The 15,159-nt window shown below is 70.7% G+C and carries 10 protein-coding genes; 2 read left to right on the top strand and 8 right to left on the bottom strand.

Features of this window, described 5'->3' with window-relative positions:
- Positions 1-33 precede the first annotated feature (33 nt).
- The 6 genes from ACTWQO_RS01725 to ACTWQO_RS01700 form a co-directional block, all read right to left on the bottom strand.
- Positions 34-1,377 (bottom strand): wax ester/triacylglycerol synthase family O-acyltransferase, encoded by a 1,344-nt coding sequence (locus ACTWQO_RS01725; RefSeq protein ID WP_443235377.1) that lies wholly within the window; start codon positions 1,375-1,377, stop codon positions 34-36.
- Positions 1,378-1,522: 145 nt separating this feature from the next.
- Positions 1,523-3,841 (bottom strand): GH92 family glycosyl hydrolase, encoded by a 2,319-nt coding sequence (locus ACTWQO_RS01720; RefSeq protein WP_443235376.1) that lies wholly within the window; start codon positions 3,839-3,841, stop codon positions 1,523-1,525.
- 20 nt (positions 3,842-3,861) lie between these two features.
- Positions 3,862-6,459 (bottom strand): PA14 domain-containing protein, encoded by a 2,598-nt coding sequence (locus ACTWQO_RS01715; RefSeq protein ID WP_443235375.1) that lies wholly within the window; start codon positions 6,457-6,459, stop codon positions 3,862-3,864.
- 162 nt (positions 6,460-6,621) lie between these two features.
- Positions 6,622-7,842, bottom strand: coding sequence for a glucose-1-phosphate adenylyltransferase (gene glgC, locus ACTWQO_RS01710; RefSeq protein WP_443235374.1), 1,221 nt, complete (start codon positions 7,840-7,842; stop codon positions 6,622-6,624).
- 51 nt (positions 7,843-7,893) lie between these two features.
- Entirely contained in the window at positions 7,894-9,045 is a 1,152-nt protein-coding gene (gene glgA, locus ACTWQO_RS01705; protein WP_443235373.1) for a glycogen synthase, read from the bottom strand.
- Positions 9,046-9,082: 37 nt separating this feature from the next.
- The gene (locus ACTWQO_RS01700) at positions 9,083-9,838 is read right to left on the bottom strand and encodes a (2Fe-2S)-binding protein (RefSeq protein WP_443235372.1); all 756 of its coding nucleotides are present in this window, start codon (positions 9,836-9,838) and stop codon (positions 9,083-9,085) included.
- Positions 9,839-10,048: 210 nt separating this feature from the next.
- Between ACTWQO_RS01700 and ACTWQO_RS01695 the strand changes: the two genes are divergently transcribed.
- On the top strand, positions 10,049-11,152 hold the full coding sequence (locus tag ACTWQO_RS01695) for a DMT family transporter (protein ID WP_443235371.1): 1,104 nt from the start codon (positions 10,049-10,051) through the stop codon (positions 11,150-11,152).
- Here the strand turns inward: ACTWQO_RS01695 and ACTWQO_RS01690 are convergent.
- On the bottom strand, positions 11,142-12,299 hold the full coding sequence (locus ACTWQO_RS01690) for a transglycosylase family protein (protein WP_443235370.1): 1,158 nt from the start codon (positions 12,297-12,299) through the stop codon (positions 11,142-11,144). The two genes, ACTWQO_RS01695 and ACTWQO_RS01690, sit on opposite strands and share 11 nt — an antisense overlap.
- Positions 12,300-12,600: 301 nt before the next feature.
- Between ACTWQO_RS01690 and gndA the strand changes: the two genes are divergently transcribed.
- Positions 12,601-14,040 carry an NADP-dependent phosphogluconate dehydrogenase gene (gene gndA / locus ACTWQO_RS01685; RefSeq protein ID WP_443235369.1) on the top strand — a complete coding sequence of 480 codons (1,440 nt, stop codon included), beginning with the start codon at positions 12,601-12,603 and terminating at the stop codon, positions 14,038-14,040.
- Positions 14,041-14,492: 452 nt separating this feature from the next.
- Here gndA and ACTWQO_RS01680 read toward each other — a convergent pair whose 3' ends face one another.
- A complete protein-coding gene (locus tag ACTWQO_RS01680; RefSeq protein WP_443235368.1) occupies positions 14,493-15,155 on the bottom strand; it encodes an aspartate/glutamate racemase family protein in 663 nt (220 codons plus the stop codon).
- Between the last annotated feature and the right edge of the window lie 4 nt (positions 15,156-15,159).

The following is a 15,159-nucleotide window of genomic DNA, read 5'->3' as shown; positions in this document are numbered from 1 at the left end:
CAAGCACCCAAGCCGTGAACCCCACCCCACCGCTCACGGCGCGCAAGCCGTGATCAATGCCTCCACCTCCTCGGAGAGGGCGGCGGCGAGGCGGTCCAGGTCCGGGACGGCCTCCGCGTCGGCGACCAGGCCGTAGTGGACGCGGCCGCGGTACGTCGAGATCGCGACGGCGAGGGACTGGCCGCGGGCCAGGGGGGCGAAGGGGTAGACCTCCGTGAGGGCGTGTCCGCCGAGCTTCAGGCCGAGGCCGGGCAGGGGGACGCTGGTGACGAGGATGTCGAACCAGAGGCGCGCGCCCTGGCTGACCAAGGGTCCGCCGAGCCGGTGGGCGAGCGCCGGGACGTGGTCGGCGAGCAGCGCGACGGCACCGGCGCCCCGGCCCGGTCCGGCGTCCTTCTTGCGGTCCATGGCCGCGCGGACCGTACCGAGCCGGCCGAGCGGGTCGGGGTCGCCGACGGGGAGCCTCATCAGGTAGCCGGAGAGCCGGTTGCCCTGGGGGTGGGCGGTGCGCGGGCGGCGTTTGGAGACGGGGATCAGGGCGCGCGGCGCGACGCCCTCGCTGCCGTCGCCGCGCTCGTCGAGCCAGCGGCGCAGCGCGCCCGCGACGACGGCGATCAGCACGTCGTTGACGGTTCCGCCGACGGCCTTGCGGACGATGTGCACATCGTCGATGTCGATGACGGCACCGGCGGTGCTGCGGGTGCCGCTGGGCTCGGTGGTGAGCGCGGGCGAGGAGCTCACGCCCAGGTTGGACAGGGCGACGGAGGCGCCGATGTCGAGGGCCCGGCCCACGTCGGACAGGGCGCCCCGCACCAGCCCCGGCAGCTTGCGCACGTCCGGGAGCAGGCCGCGCCTCGGCGGTTCGGGGCGAGGCCGGCGCTCGGGCAGGTCGATCGGGTCCAGGACCGCTGCGGCGAGCGTCAGTGCCCGCAGCCCGTCGGCCAGCGCGTGGTGGAACTTGAACAGCACGGCGAACGAGACGCCGTCCTCCCCGGGCAGCACATGCGCCTCCCACGGTGGGCGGGCGCGGTCCAGCGGGCGCTCCATGAGCCGCCCCGCCATCTCGTGGAAGTCCGCGGTCGGGGCATGCAGCCGGATGTGGTCCAGCGGGTCGAAGTCGGCGGCGGGCACACGGGCGGCGCCACCGAAGGCGGACGTGAACGTCGGCGGGAACGTCAGCGGCTGCCAGACGTCCCGGATCCGCATCCGCAGTCCGGGCACGGCGGCGGCCCGGGCGGCGAGCAGATCGGCCGCGTGGGCACCGGCGGTGGGCGAGTTCGCGGCGAAGACGCCGAGCGCGCCCAGGTGCATGGGGTTCCGGTCGGACTCGATGTTCCAGAACGCCAGGTCGAGAGGTGCGAGCAGGTCAGAAGTCAATGGCTTGCCTCGCGTCGACGAAGGGTGAGCCAGCAGTCAACCTCCCTCGACCGATTACGGTCAAGTACGATCAAGCTACGCACAGTTAACAAGAGATTAAGTCCCGCCCCTCGTGAAAGGGGCGGGACTCATGAGGCGTCTGGGGTTATTTCAGTGCGGGTGGCGCCGCCTCCGCCGACGTTCCCCACTCAGACGGGCGCGAGCCGACCGTGAAATCGAGCGACCGAAGAGACCTCAGAGTGGCGGTGGTCAGATACGTCCGCTCGTAGGCCGACCCGTCCGTCCGGGCCGACTGGGTGTAGCGGTCGGTGTCCGAGGTGCCGGGCGCCGTGATCGTGAGCCCGCCCCTCGGGTAGTAGCGGCGGTCCAGGGTGAGGTCGACGCGGTCGAAGACGGGCGTGGACAGGCCCCAGGTGTCGTAGCCGGGCTGGACCGGGAAGATCCCGATCGACGACAGCACGTTCCAGGCGGACATCGTCCCGAGGTCGTCGTTGCCGGTCATGCCGGTCGGCGTGTCGGTGAACAGGGTCAGCGCGGCGTGCACCACGTCGGTGGTCTTCCACGGCTGACCGGTGGACAGGTAGGTGTACGGGGCGATGAGGTCGGGTTCGTTCTGCGGGTTGTACTTGTCGGCGTTGTAGTAGTCGTAGGGCCCGTTCACCCACACCTCGCGCGCGGTCTTCGCCGGGTCCGCCAGGAGCTGCTCGTAGGCGAAGAAGGAGTCGAGCCGGTCGTTGGTGGCCCGCGTTCCGCCGATCAGGTCGACCATGCCCGGCAGGTCCTGCGGTACGAGCCACTGGTACTGCCAGGACGTGCCCTCGTGGAAGCCCTCGCTCTGCGCCGGGTCGGCGGGGCCGGTGAAGGCGCCGGACGCGTCACGGGCCCGGAAGAAGCCGGTCGAGGAGTCGAAGATGTTCCGGTAGCTCTGGGCGCGGGCGGCATAGCGCGCGGCGTCCGCCGAGTGGCCCAGTTCTCTTGCCATCTGCGCGAGCATCGCGTCCGACAGGGCGTACTCCAGCGTGGCCGAGGCCCCGTGGTCGTAGTCCGAGTCTCCGGGCTTCACATGCGGACGGCCCTTGATATAGGGCGCGAAGCCCTCGGCGAGGTACTCCTCGTTGGCCTCCCGCCCCACCGCGGGCGAGTCCGCCGGCGGCACCCCGTCGGCGTTCTTCTTCAGCGCCCGGTAGGCCCGCTCCTCATACCCGTGAAGCAGCCCCTGCTGATACGCGTTGGTCAGGAACGGCGTCACCGGGTCGCCGGTCATGATGTTCGTCTCGACCGTGCCGTAGCCCCATTTGGGCAGCCAGCCGCTCTCCTCGTCGATCTTGATCACCGAGATCGCCATGTCCCGGGCCTCGCGCGGCGCCAGCAGCGAGAGGAGCTGCGACTGGGTGCGGTAGGTGTCCCACAGGGACCAGTTCTGGTAGTACGTGAAGCCCTTCGCGCGGTGGATCTTCTGGTCCCAGCCGGTGTAGCGGCCGTCGGCGTCGCTGCCGATGTTGGGTGCGAGGAACGACCGGTACAGCGAGGAGTAGAAGGTACGGCGCAGCGTGTCGCCGCCGCCTTGGACGCGTACGTCGTCCAGGCGGTCCTCCCATGCCTGCTGGGCTCGGCCACGCACGGAGTCGAACGAACGCCCGCCCTCGGCCCTGAGGTTGACCGCCGCGCCGCGTGCGTCGACGTACGACAGCGCGGTGGTGGCCTCGACCGTGCGGTCCCGCGTCGTGTCGAAGCGGACGTACGCGCCGTCCCGTCCGGCCTTCGAGCCCGCGGTCACCGCGCTGCCGTCCCAGGTGCCGTACGCCGTGAAGGGCCGGTCGAAGCGGGTGATCGTGTAGACGGTGTACGGCTCGGTGTCCTGGCAGAAGCCGCTGCCGGTGATGGCGGTGCGCACGGTACGGCTGTCGAGGATCTCGACCTTCGTGGAGACCGTCTTGTGCAGCGACTGGCCCGCGTTGAGCAGGACGTTGGCCTTGCCGGTGGCCGGGAAGGTGTAGCGCTGCACGCCGGTGCGCTCGGTCGCGGTGAGTTCGGCGTCGATGCCGGACGACAGCCCGACCTTGTAGTAGCCGGGGCTCGCCTTCTCGTCTTCGTGGCTGAACCCGGCGGCGTAGGCCGCGTAGTCCGTCTGTGCGACGTCACCCGTCGTCGGCAGCACGGGCAGATCGCCGCCGAGACCGCAGCCGACACCCGACAGGTGGACCAGGGAGAAGCCGCGGATGCGGTCATGAGAGTAGTCGTAGCCGGTGTTGTGGCCGGTGTCGGGCGAGAGCTGCACCATGCCGAACGGCACGGCGGCGCCGGGGTAGGTGTTGCCTTCGTTCTCGGTGCCGATGAACGGGTTGACCAGATCGGTGAGGTGCCCGTCGTGCGGCTCGGCGGCCCGGGCGGCCGGGACGGTGCACAGCGCGGACGCTGCCACCGCCCCGGCCAGCCACAGGCGCAGGTGCCGGGTCCATCTCATCCTGCGAGTCCTCCAAGGGGTTACGGGCAACCGGCCGGCACCGGCCGGGAGATGTCACGGATCAGCGCCTCGTGCGCGGCCTTCACGCGGGCCACGTCCGGCTTGAGGACCTTGCGGTCGTAGGTCAGCAGGCCGTTGAGCTCGCCCTCGACATCGGCGATCTGGGTGTAGACGGCGCCGTTGCCGCCCCGGCAGGCCAGGGCGCGCACCTCGTCGAGCTTGGTGAGGTAGTCGTCGGTGTAGGTCGCCGGGTCGACATCGACGTACGACTGCTGCACGGACCAGGCGTGTCCGGGGACCGCGAGGCCGAGGCCGCCGTACTCGCCGCTGACCAGGGCGCGTTCACCGTCCGGCTGGGGTGGCAGGGCAGGGCTGGGATAGCCGTGCTCGTCCATGATGTCGCCGGTGCCTCCATCGGCCCCGAGGTTCAGTCCGGACTGGCCGTTGACCAGCCGGGTCGGGTCCCAGGCCTTGGCCTGCTCGGCGATGCGGCCGATGTCGTACTGGCCCCAGCCCTCGTTGAAGGTCACCCACATGACGATCGACGGGCTGCTGATGTGCTCGTCGATCATCTCCTTCATCTCGCGCTCGTACTCGGCGCGCGAGGCGGCGTTCGGGGTCACCCCGGCGGTCATCGCCGGCATGTCCTGCCAGACCATCAGGCCCAGCTTGTCGGCCCAGTAGAACCAGCGGTCCGGCTCGACCTTGATGTGCTTGCGCACCGAGTTGAAGCCGAGCTGCTTGTGCACCTTCAGGTCGTAGGCGAGGGCGTCGTCGGTCGGTGCGGTGTGCAGGCCGTCGGGCCAGAAGCCCTGGTCGAGGGTGGCCATCAGGAAGATCGGCTCACCGTTGAGGATCGTGCGCGGGACGCCATTGATCTTCTCCACGGCGATGGAACGCATCCCGAAGTAGCTGCCGACGCGGTCCGAGCCGACGCTCACTTTCAGGTCGTAGAGGAACGGGTCGTCCGGCGACCACAGATGCGGGTCGTCGATGGTCAGCGTCAGCGGCTGCCCGGTCCGGCCGCGCGCCGTGGCGACCTTCCGCTTGCCGTCGTACGCCGTCGCCGTGATCGGTACGCCGTCACGGACGCCCTTCGCCTCGACGGTGACGCGGCTGTTCGGCACGTCCGGCGTGACCTTGAGCGAGTCGACGTGGTCGCGGGCGACCGGCTCCATCCACACCGTCTGCCAGATGCCCGAACTCGGCGTGTACCAGATGCCGCTGGGGTCCAGTCGCTGCTTGCCGATGGGCGGGTTCTCACCGTCGGCCGCGTCGGTCGGGTCGTAGACGCCGACGATCAGCTCCTGGGTGCGGCCGGGCTTGAGCGCGTCGGTGATGTCGGCGCTGAACTTGTCGTAGCCGCCCTTGTGTGCGGCGACCTTCTTGCCGTTGACGTACACCTCGGACTGCCAGTCGACGGCACCGAAGTTGAGCTGCAGCCGCTGGCCGGAGCCAATGCTCCAGTCCGCCGGGACCGTAAACGTGCGGCGGTACCACATGCGGTCCTCGTGCCGCTGGATGCCGGAGAGCTGGGACTCCACGGGGTACGGGACGAGGATACGCTCGGCGAGGTTCTTGCCGACGGGCGGCCGCTCCCCGGCCTCGGCCGCCGCGAACTGCCAGCGGCCGTTGAGGTTGCGCCAGGCGTCGCGGGTCAGCTGCGGGCGCGGGTACTCGGGGAGGGCGTTGTCCGGGCCGACCTCCTTGGCCCAGGGGGTGCGCAGTTCGTACGTCGAGCGGTTGGGGCCGCTGCTCCAGAACGAGCCGATCTCCTCGCCGTCGGCGGTGAGTCCGCCCTGGCCGTCGTAGCGGACCTCCGCGGTGCCGCGTGCGGTGCCGGTCTTGTTGCCGACGACCGGTTCCTTGAGGCCCACGAGCAGGGACTTGGGGTTGGACGGGTCCAACCGGGCCGTGGTCAGGGGCCACTTGGCGCCGCCGATCACCGCCTCGATGTGGTCGGTGACGGAGGCCGGGGGCGCGGACAGCTCGTGTGCGAAGTCGAGTTTGAGCGTACGGCCGTCCTTGAGGACGGTGGTGGCGATGGCGCCGTCGTAGTCGTAGCCGTCGGGGAGCCGGAAGGCCGACTGCGGGACGGCGGCCTTGCTGCCGCCGGGCGGGGTCCAGCGGAGGTGGAGGTTGGAGCCGCCGTAGTGCTCGAAGTACTCCAGCTTGAAGTCGTAGGCCTGCCCTGCCGTCAGTTCGACGGGCTCGGCGGTCTGTTCGCGGTCCCAGTCGTCCACCCAGTGGTCGATGACCGGCTTTCCGTCGATCCAGAGCCGGAAGCCGTTGTCACCGATGATCGAGAAGGTGGTGGGGCCGGTCTTCTCCGGCACGATCTTTCCGGTCCAGCGGACACTGACATCGTTGTCCTGACCGGTGGCGAAGCGCAGGCGCGGCTCCAGGTTGTCGAAGTCGAGGTTCTGGTCGAAGCCGGTGGCCTTCAGTTCGTGGAAGTCGAAGGTGCCCGGGGCGGAGTGGGTGTAGTACTCGCCCTTCAGGCCCTGGACCTCGACCGGGTCGTCGGCCGCCGCGGTGGCGGGCGACGGGGCGGTGAGCCCCGCGAAGGCGAGGGCTGCGGCGAGCAGTAACACGAAGCGGGATCTGAGGTGTCGCACGGATCCTCCTTGTTGAGGACGTGTGGCGGCTCTTGCGATTTACATCGTTGCAATCAACGGCAGTTGGCATGACAACACGGCTTCCGCTTCCCTGTCCAGGGACATGACAACGGTCCCGGGCGAACGCCTGCTCGCCCGGGACCGTTCCACCGAATCCGCGGTCTACGGCACCAACTGTCCCTTCCCCAGCGCGATCACCCCGCCCTTGGACACCGTGTACAGCTCCGCGTCCCGGTCCGGGTTGACGCCGATCGTCGCGCCCGGCGGCACCTCGACGTTCTTGTCCAGCACCGCGCCGCGGACGACCGCGCCCCGGCCTATGTGGACGTTGTCGTGCAGCACCGAGCCCTGGACGACCGCTCCCGGGTCGACCACGACACCCGGCGACAGCACGGACCGCGTGACCTGCCCGCGGATCAGGCAACCGGCGCTGATGATGGACTCCCCCGCGATGCCGCCCGCGTTGAAGCGGGCCGGGGAGAGCTGGCCGGAGTGGGTGTAGATGGGCCACTGGCGGTTGTAGAGGTTGAAGGCGGGGCGCTCGGCGATGAGGTCCATGTGGGCGTCGTAGTAGGCGTCGAGCGTGCCGACGTCGCGCCAGTAGCCCTGGTCGCGGGTGGTCTCGCCGGGGACGTGGTTGTCGCTGAAGTCGTACAGCTGGGCCTCGCCGCGGTCGGTGAGCTGCGGCAGGATCGAACCGCCCATGTCGTGCACGGAGTTGCGGTCCTCGGAGTCACGCTGGAGCGCCTCTATGAGGGCCTTGGTGGTGAAGATGTAGTTGCCCATCGAGGCGAAGACGGACTCGGGGTCGTCGGGCAGGCCCGGTGGGTCGGCGGGCTTCTCCAGGAACTGCTCCACGGTACGGCCGTCGGAGCCGGAGCTGATCACGCCGAAGGACGACGACTCGCTGCGCGGGACGCGTATCCCGGCCACCGTCACGCCCGCGCCGTTCTCGATGTGCTGGGCCAGCATCTGGCGCGGGTCCATGCGGTACACGTGGTCGGCGCCGAACACGGCCACGTACTCGGGACGTTCGTCGTAGATGAGGTTCAGCGACTGGAGGATCGCGTCCGCGCTGCCCAGGAACCAGCGCGGGCCGAGCCGCTGCTGCGCCGGGACCGGGGTGACGTAGTTGCCGAGCAGGCTGGACATGCGCCAGGTGGTGGTGATGTGCCGGTCCAGCGAGTGCGACTTGTACTGCGTCAGGACGCAGATGCGCAGGATGTCACCGTTGACGAGGTTGGACAGGACGAAGTCGACGAGGCGGTATGTGCCGCCGAAGGTGACCGCGGGTTTGGCGCGGTCCGCGGTCAGAGGCATCAGCCGCTTGCCTTCTCCGCCCGCCAGTACGATGCCGAGCACCGAAGGTCCGCCACGCCGCATGGCCGCTCCCCTCACCCTGGTTGACCATGATGTGCCCTTGATCAGGGGACACTAAGCCTGTTTGAGGATCTCCCGGTAGAGCTGAACCGTCCGGCGGGCGACGGCGTCCCAACCGAACTCCCCCACCGCCCGCTCCCGTCCGGCCTCGCCCATCCGCCGCGCCCCCTCCGGGTCGCCGAGGACCGAGTCCAGCGCCTGCGCCAGCCCCGTCTCGAAGTCGTCGTCCACGGAGACCAGTACGCCGGTCTTGCCGTCCTCCACGACCTCCGGAATGCCGCCGACCCTGGAGGCCACGACGGGAGTTCCGCAGGCCATCGCCTCAAGGTTGACGATGCCGAGGGGTTCGTACACCGAGGGGCAGACGAACACGGCCGCGTGGGTGAGGAGTTGGATCACGTCGGCGCGCGGCAGCATCTGCGGGATCCAGTGCACGCCCTCCCGCACGCTGCTGAGCTCCTGGAACAGGTCGCGGAACTCCCGGTCGATCTCCGGGGTGTCGGGGGCGCCCGCGCACAGCACGACCTGCGCGGCCGGGTCGATGTGCCGGATCGCCCGCAGCAGATGGGGCACGCCCTTCTGGCGGGTGATACGGCCGACGAACAGCACATACGGGCGGTCGGGGTCGAGGCCGATGCGTGTGAGGGCCTCGGTGCCGTGGTCGGGGCGGTAGAGGGTGGTGTCGATGCCGTTGTGGACGACGTGGACCTTCGCCGGATCCAGCGTGGAATAGCAGCCGAGGATGTCCTCGCGCATGGCTCCGGATACGGCGATCACCGCGTCGGCGGCCTCGATCGCGGTGCGCTCGGCCCAGCTCGACAGGGCGTATCCGCCGCCGAGTTGCTCGGCCTTCCAGGGGCGCAGCGGCTCCAGGGAGTGGGCGGTCATCACATGCGGGATGCCATACAGGAGCTTGCCGAGGTGGCCGGCGAGGTTGGCGTACCAGGTGTGGGAGTGGACGAGTTCGCGGCCCTCGAGGGCGGCGGTCATGGCGAGGTCGACGGAGAAGGTGCGCAGCGCGTCGTTGGCGGTGTCGAGGCCGGACCAGGGGCGGTGCCGCAGCACGCCCTCCGCGCGGCCCTCGCCCCAGCAGTGCACGTCCAGGTCGACGAGGTCGCGCAACTCCCGTGCGAGGAACTCCACATGGACACCCGCGCCGCCGTACACGTCCGGGGGGTACTCCCGGGTCAGCAGTCCCACTCGCACCCGCAACCCCCTGTCTCAACGCCCGGCCCCTTCATGGTCACCCAGATGCGGCGCCCGGGGAAGAGCGCGGGGGTCGTGTGAAGCAACAGTCGCCGCAGACGCCTCCGCCGGGCACGCGGTAGTAGAGGCAGCAGCTACGGCGCCGGAAGGCGGTGCCGGTGAGGGTTCCGGCGCCCGCGAGCCGGGGGTGGCCGAGAAGCGCCGTGGTCAGGGTGCGGGCCCGGGCGGCGACTTCGGGGCGGCCGTCGGTCCGCGCCCAGAGGTCCAGTTGCCGGGCGGCTCCCGCCAGCGCGGAGGCGGCGTTGCCCCACAGCAGGCCGGTGGCGACGCGGTGACGGGTGTGCAGGGCCGCCGTCAGCGGTTCGAGGTGGGCGTGGAGCACGGTGTCGGCGAGAGTCGCCGCGTCTGCGGGCAGCGGGCGCACCTCCGTCAGCCAGAGGTCGTCGGGGGCGCTGCCGTCGGGGTCCCAGCGCAGCAGCCGCGGATCGAGGTCGGGGACCCGGCCGTACAGGGCCGCGCAGCCGAGCGCCGCCGACCACAGCCGGGCCGCGAGCCCCTGCTGGGCGATGGAGGCGGCGATCCGCGGCTCGGGGGCGTGCAGGGCGTCGGCGACCTTGTGGATGCGGAAAATCAGGGAATCCCGGTAGACATCCGATGCTGTTTCGGCGTATGCCTCCGCGAGTGTCGGCAGTGGCCGATGAGGCGCTCCTGTGGTGCGTAGTACGAAGAAGCCGCCGAGTGGGCGGAGCGCGGCGAGATCGGGGTCGAGTTCCACGAAGAGCAGTAGTACCAAGGCCCGTAGGGGGCGCCACCAGGGGGTCTGCTAGGGGTGTCACCCGCCTGAGGGAGGATGGAGGTCCGGTCGTACTCCATCGGCAGTAGGACTCAATGAGTGCTCAGGTACGACGACGGGAAGGGTTTTTCGCGGCATCGTGTTGGCTATGGAAGACGACCGATCGCCGCGTCGGGCCCCGGCCCCCCGCCTCACGCAGAGGAGCAGCTCATGAGTGCCCTCGCGTTGTCCGTGGTGCTGTCGCTGATCTCCGCTGTGGCGTACGCGGGCGGCGCGATCGTGCAGGAGCGCGTCGCGGAGTCCTCCCCCGACTACGCGCCGCTGCGCCGGCCGAGCTGGTGGGCGGCGGTGGCGCTGAACGGCCTCGGCGGTCTGCTGCACGTGGTGGCCCTGGCGTACGGACCGCTGAGCGTGGTCCAGCCGCTGGGCGCCCTGACCATCGTGTTCGCGCTGCCGATGGCGGCGCTGTTCGTGGGCCGCAAGGCCGGGGCGACCGCCTGGCGGGGCGCGATCATGGCGACGGTCGGACTCGCGGGTCTTCTCTCTCTGGTCGGCACCGCCGACACGCAGTCGCTGGATTCCGCCGAGCGGGCGGGCGTGGCCCTGGTCACCGCGGGTGCGGTCGTGGCGCTGATGATCGCGGGCCGGGCGGCGCACCGGCATCCGGCGGTGCGCAGCGTGCTGCTGGCCACGGCGTCCGGCATAGCCTTCGGCATGTCCTCGGTGTTCACCAAGACGGTCGCGGTCGACTGGAGCGGCGGCGTCTCGGCGTCGGACCTGCCGTCCCTGGCCACCATCGGCGTCTTCGCCACGGCCGGACTGATGCTCTCCCAGGCCTCCTACCGCGGCGCCGGACTCGCGGCCCCGCTGGCCACCCTGACGGTCGTGAACCCCGTGCTGGCGGCAGCGGTCGGCATCACGATGTTCGGCGAAACCTTCCGGTACGGCACCACGGGCACCGCGCTCGCCCTGAGCTGCGGCGTCGTGGCGGCAGGCGGGCTGATCCTGCTGACGACGGAGCGGATCGGGCGGACGCAGCCGGAATCCGTGCCCGCGGCCGAACCGACGCCTGTCGAGAAGGTGCTCGCCGAGCACTCCGGCGACTCCCCGGAAGCCGTCAAGGAGCTTCTTGAGCGGCCCGCGGCGGAACTCCCGGCGGAGGCCGTGGTCCCGACGCCGGCGTCGGCGCCGGACCTCGAGAAGGAGGAGCAGCCGCACGCGGACGTGCCCCCGCTGCTGTACGGCCCCCTCTACATCGGCCCCTACATCCCGAGGCCGGTCCTGGACCGGCACCGCACACGTATCAAATCCTGACGCCACCGGCCCGGAGGTACGCCACCGGGTCGATGTCCGTGCCGAAGCCGGGCCCCGTCCGCACCTCGAAGTGCAGATGCGGGCCCGTGCTGTTGCCCGTGGACCCGGAGCGGCCGATGCGCTGTCCGGCGCCCACGCCCTGCCCGGTCTTCACGGAGATCGCCGAGAGGTGCGCGTACTGGGAGTAGCGGCCGTCGGCGTGCCGGATCACCACCTGGTAGCCGAAGGAGCCGTCCCAGCCGGCGCTGACGACCCGCCCGTCCGCGACGGCCTTCACGGAGGTCCCGGTGGGGACGGCGAAGTCGACGCCCGTGTGATAGCCCAAGGACCAGGCGGAGCCCGCCTTGTGGTACGGCGTACCGGTCGCGGCACTCACCGGCGCGACGAGGCCGCTCTTGCGTGTCTCGGTCCTGGGCTTGTTCTCCGAGGCTTTCCTGTCCGGGGCCTTGCTCTCCGAGGGGGGCGCCTTGGGTGCCGGCTCGGCCGTCGTCCTCGTGGCCGCCTTGCCGCGCAGGCTGAGCCGCTGGCCGGGCAGGATCAGGTCGGGGTCCGCGCCGATGGTCTGCCGGTTGGCGGCGTAGAGCCCGCGCCAACCGCCGCGTACGTCCTTCTTGTCGGCGATCCCGGAGAGGGTGTCGCCCCTGAGGACGGTGTACATCTCGGCGGTGCCCGCCCGGGACTGGGGCGTGCTCTGCGGCTGCACGTCGGCCAGGGAACTCTTGGTGGTGCGCGGTGTCGTGCCGCCCGGGCTGATGTCGGGTGTGTCGCCGCCCCGGGTCAGCCCGGCCTTGACCGAGCAGGACGGCCAGGCGCCGGGCCCCTGTCCGTCGAGCACCTTCTCGGCTATGGCTATCTGCTGGTCCTTGGTGGCCAGATCCGCGCGCGGAGCGTACCGGGTGCCGCCGAAGGCCTCCCAGGTCGACTGCGCGAACTGCAGTCCGCCGTAGTAGCCGTTGCCGGTGTTGATGCTCCAGTTGTTGGTCGACTCGCAGGCGGCGACCTTGTTCCAGGTGTCGACGTCCGCGGCGTGTGCGGCACCGGTGCCGATGAGCGGTATCGCCATTCCGGCGCTGCCCGCCGTGACGGTCAGTGAGGCGCGGTTGATCCTGTTCGGCTGATACCGGCGGTGCCGGCCGCGTACGGCCATGAAAAGCCCCCTCGACATGCGTCAGGAGGGCCAAAAGTAAGCGCCGCGAACAGGCCATGACAAGACAGCAATCAGCCGCTTGGTCACGCCAAGTGGCGAGGAATCGGCGCGCGTTGATCCACCATCCGGGACGGCTGAGTGCGGTGGACCGTCCTGTGCGTATGTGCCTGCGCGACATCGCCGCGTCGCGGCATCCGGGTGTGCGGTCGGCGTACCGGCACGTCAGGGTGGACGATGGGGCAATACTGGCGGGCATGCAGGACCGGCACCGCTGCTATCGAGGTCACTAGGAGCCAACGCAATGAGCAATTCAGCCCAGATCGGCGTCACGGGTCTCGCGGTCATGGGCCGCAACCTCGCCCGGAACTTCGCGCGCAACGGCTACACGGTCGCGGTGCACAACAGGACGTCGGCGCGGACACACGCCCTGGTCGAGGAGTTCGGGAGTGAGGGCGACTTCGTCGCGGCCGAGACCGCGAAGGAGTTCGTGGCGGCGCTGGAGCGGCCGCGGCGCCTGGTCATCATGGTGAAGGCCGGTGAGCCGACGGACGCGGTGATCCAGGAGTTCGCCCCGCTCCTGGAGCCCGGCGACATGATCATCGACGGTGGCAACGCGCACTTCGCCGACACCCGCCGCCGCGAGCGCGACCTGCGCGAGCAGGGCATCCACTTCGTCGGCATGGGCGTCTCCGGCGGCGAGGAGGGCGCGCTGCACGGACCGAGCATCATGCCGGGCGGCCCGAAGGAGTCGTACGACTCGCTGGGCCCGATGCTGGAGAAGATCTCCGCGAAGGCCGCCGACGGGGCTCCCTGTGTCACGCACGTCGGTCCCGACGGCGCCGGGCACTTCGTGAAGATGGTGCACAACGGCATCGAGTACGCCGACATGCAGCTGATCGGCGAGGCGTATCAGCTGCTGCGTGATGTCGCCGGGTACTCCCCCGCGCAGATCGCGGAGATCTTCCGCACCTGGAACACCGGGCGGCTGGACTCGTACCTGATCGAGATCACGGCCGAGGTGCTGTCGCATGTGGACGCGGCGACGGGCGAGCCGTTCGTGGACGTGGTGGTGGACCAGGCGGAGCAGAAGGGCACGGGGCGGTGGACCGTGCAGATCGCGCTCGACCTGGGTGTCCCGGTGTCGGGTATCGCCGAGGCCGTCTTCGCGCGGTCGCTGTCCGGGCACGAGGCGCTCCGCGAGGCGTCACGCGGGCTGGCGGGGCCGAAGGCGTCGCCGCTGAGCGAGGCGGATGCCGGGGCCTTTGCCGACCGGGTGGAGCAGGCCTTGTACGCCTCGAAGATCGTGTCGTACACGCAGGGCTTCCATCAGATCGACGCGGCCCGCGACGAGTACGGCTGGGACATCGACCTCGGTGCCGTCGCCTCCATCTGGCGCGGTGGCTGCATTATTCGCGCGGCGTTCCTGGATCGTATTCGTGCGGCGTACGACGTTCGAGCCGATCTGCCGAGCCTGCTGTCCGACGACACGTTCGCGCAGGAGATCGGCGCGGCTCAGGACGACTGGCGTGAGGTGATCATCGCTGCGACGCGGCAGGGGGTGCCTACGCCGGGGTTTGCGGCGGCGTTGGCCTACTACGACGCGTTGCGGGCTGAGCGGTTGCCTGCGGCGCTTACGCAGGGGCAGCGGGACTTCTTTGGGGCTCACACGTATCGGCGGACCGATCGGGAGGGGTCGTTCCACACGTTGTGGGGTGGGGATCGGTCGGAGGTTTCCGCCTAGTCGGTTCGAGGGTTCGGTTCGCTCGCGGGTGCGGGGGCGTGGGGGCTGGTCGCGCAGTTCCCCGCGCCCCTGACGGGGCGTTGCGGTGGGCGGCGTTTTGCGTCGCCCACCGTTTTCGTCTGTCCTGCTCACGTCAGTGGTGGGCCCGGTTCTGGGTTTGGTACCGGTTCTGGGCCCGGCGGGACCGGGGACGGGTCCGGGCCGGGGACCGGGCTGGGGCCCGGTGGTGGGCCCGGGGGTGGTGCAGGGGGGCCGGGTACCGGCGGGGGCTCCGGTGTCGGGACCGGGGACGGTGGTGGCTCGGGGTGGGCAGGGTCCGGGCCGGGCGTGGGACCCGGGGTCGGGCCCGGGGGGACGGGGTCGGGGTTCGGGTTGGTCATGGTGTCCTCCGGCCAGTGGTGAAACGTCGGCTCTGGACTACTCCCCCGCGTACCCGGGCGCGGTACGGCCACTCACTCGCCGGAGTCAACCGACGGGGCCAGGTGGCCCGCCGCCTCCGCCCCGGCCGCGAGGGCCGGTCGGGGGCTGGACAGGACCGGGACCGAGGTCGTCGTCAGCTGCCGGGCCGGAGCCATGGACGGCTGGGCGAGGACGATCACGTCGGCGTCCGTGACCTCGTCGGCCGTGGTCGCGATCAGTCGGGCGTATCCGTCCAGGTCGCCCGTTTCGAAGCGCCGCCAGGCGTCCGCCACCAGACGGGTCCGTACGTCCACGGGGTGCCCGGCGCGGCGGGCCTCCTCCTCGATCAGCGAAACGGTGGGCCCGAATGTGCTCTCCACCGTGCCGAGGACGACAACCCGGGCCCCCGTGGCCACCGCGGCGGCCGCCATCTGACGGTCGCCGCGCAGCACGGGCACCCCGATCCCGGCGCCGGCCGACTCGGCGACGCCGCCGAGGGTCGAGCAGGTGCACAGCACGGCCCGGGCGCCGTCGGCGGCGGCCCGCTGCAGGACGGCACGCACGTCGTCCACCACCGCCTCGGGGCCTTCGGCGCGGGCGCGGTCCAGGAGCGACTCGTCGACGAAGTGCCGTAGCTCCAGGCCTGGGTGGTCCTCGTCGCGCAGGGCGTCGAAGACGGGGATGTGGACGGGTGAGGTGTGCAGGAGTGCGAGCAAGGTG

Source organism: Streptomyces sp. 4N124 (assembly GCF_052245395.1).
Taxonomy (GTDB): Bacteria; Actinomycetota; Actinomycetes; order Streptomycetales; family Streptomycetaceae; genus Streptomyces.
Note: the sequence above shows the minus strand (reverse complement) of the source record. Positions and strands in the feature narration are given on the sequence as shown.

Coding starts and splice junctions, on each gene's coding strand:
- glgC (WP_443235374.1), bottom strand. CDS start 7,842: ATGCGGCGTGGCGGACCTTCGGTGCTCGGCATCGTACTGGCGGGCGGA.
- gndA (WP_443235369.1), top strand. CDS start 12,601: ATGAGCAATTCAGCCCAGATCGGCGTCACGGGTCTCGCGGTCATGGGC.
- ACTWQO_RS01695 (WP_443235371.1), top strand. CDS start 10,049: ATGAGTGCCCTCGCGTTGTCCGTGGTGCTGTCGCTGATCTCCGCTGTG.
- ACTWQO_RS01720 (WP_443235376.1), bottom strand. CDS start 3,841: ATGAGATGGACCCGGCACCTGCGCCTGTGGCTGGCCGGGGCGGTGGCA.
- ACTWQO_RS01690 (WP_443235370.1), bottom strand. CDS start 12,299: ATGGCCGTACGCGGCCGGCACCGCCGGTATCAGCCGAACAGGATCAAC.